This window comes from Bradyrhizobium sp. Kon56 (assembly GCF_055807635.1).
Genome location: NZ_JBVVOU010000174.1, coordinates 1 through 410 on the forward strand (window position 1 = coordinate 1; position 410 = coordinate 410).

The window sequence follows — 410 nt, forward strand, 5'->3', positions numbered from 1 at the left end:
TGCTCACCGACTTTTACGACGTGCCCGCCGAGCGCGTCGGCTGGTACGTGCTGCCGCTCGCCCTCGGCAACTTCTGCGGGCCGCTGCTGCTGGGGCGGTTGTTTGACGTGGTCGGCCGGCGCGTGATGATCAGCTCTACCTACGCGATCTCCGGCGTGCTGCTGGCGCTCAGTGGTTACGCGTTCCAGCAGGGCTGGTTCGACGTGACCCAGCAAGCCATCGCATGGATGGTGATTTTCTTCTTCGCCTCGGCAGCGGCGAGTTCGGCGTACCTGACCGTGGCGGAGACGTTTCCACTGGAAATACGCGCGCTGGCGATTGCAGTGTTCTATGCCTTCGGCACGGGGTTGGGCGGCCGCGTTCTTCCAGGCCCAGGTAATCCGCAGGAAATTGCGACAGGCGTTGTGAGG

General features: G+C 63.9%; 1 pseudogene. It reads left to right on the top strand.

The window, feature by feature from the left end:
• Window positions 1-410: pseudogene (locus AC0L3B_RS38500) on the top strand (hypothetical protein); the annotation flags it as partial.